Here is a 269-nt window from a genome sequence, read left to right on the forward strand (position 1 = left end):
GTGGTTTCAGCAGTGGCGCCGTCATCATCGATGATGGTGACATCCAGGCTGATGTCACCGTTGAAGTTTTCATTTGGCGAGAAGGTCACTGAGCCATCTTGGTTTTGAACTAGGATTCCGTCAGTACCAGAATATGACACTGAGTCTAGGCTGACTGTGCCATCCACATCGCTTGAGTTCGCTAATAGCTGCTCAGCGCTAATGGTGATTTGGCCGTCTTCGTTGACTGTGTATGAGGTACTGCCTGCTACCGGTGCATCGTTGACATC

1 protein-coding gene is annotated in these 269 nt (G+C 50.2%); it reads right to left on the reverse strand.

Going from position 1 to position 269, the window contains the following annotated elements:
- Positions 1-269, reverse strand: a 269-nt coding sequence (locus BCU91_RS20260) for a cadherin-like domain-containing protein (RefSeq protein ID WP_157936272.1), incomplete at both ends; no start/stop codon positions are given.

Origin of the sequence: Shewanella sp. 10N.286.52.B9, assembly GCF_002873635.1 — a bacterium.
Taxonomy (GTDB): domain Bacteria; phylum Pseudomonadota; class Gammaproteobacteria; order Enterobacterales; family Shewanellaceae; genus Shewanella.